The organism is Megasphaera cerevisiae DSM 20462 (genome assembly GCF_001045675.1).
Classification (GTDB): Bacteria; Bacillota; Negativicutes; order Veillonellales; family Megasphaeraceae; genus Megasphaera; species Megasphaera cerevisiae.
The window spans coordinates 1-598 of record NZ_LEKT01000174.1; the positions used below are offsets into that span (position 1 = coordinate 1).

A 598-nucleotide genomic window follows, 5' to 3' on the forward strand; every position below is an offset into this window, starting at 1 on the left:
CTGTTGAAGATGCAGAATTTAAAGAAGTTAAAGATGACGAAGATAAAAAATAATATCTAATTCAATTGAATTAACTTCTTGCAAAGCTATTAAAAAAGTCAAAGTCAATTGCACATTGGCTTTGGCTTTTTATTTGGATAGTTAATATGAATTAGTTAAACTAATCTTGTTAGTATAAAAAGGAGAGGTTACTGTGGCCAAAAGAGATTATTATGAGGTCTTAGGAGTAAGTAAAGGTGCTTCTAAAGACGAAATTAAAAAAGCTTACAGAAAATTATCGAAAAAATATCATCCCGACATCAATAAAGAAGAAGGCGCAGATGAAAAATTTAAAGAAATATCTGAAGCATATGAAGTGTTAAGTGATGATAATAAAAGAGCAAATTATGATCAATTCGGACATGCTGGCGCTCAAGGTGGTTTCGGTAGTCAAGGCTTTGGCGGAGGCGACTTTGGCGGATTTAGTGGAGGTGGCTTCGAAGATATTTTCAGTTCATTCTTCGGCGGTGCCTCAAGACAACGTGATCCTAATGCACCACGTAAAGGTGATGACCTACAATATACGATGACTATCACATTTGACGAAGCAGTATTCGGT

General features: G+C 35.3%; 1 protein-coding gene. It reads left to right on the forward strand.

Going from position 1 to position 598, the window contains the following annotated elements; genetic code table 11:
* Positions 1-193 precede the first annotated feature (193 nt).
* Positions 194-598 (forward strand): DnaJ domain-containing protein (locus tag AB840_RS15600; protein WP_048515719.1); only part of this gene is annotated, 405 nt, incomplete at its 3' end.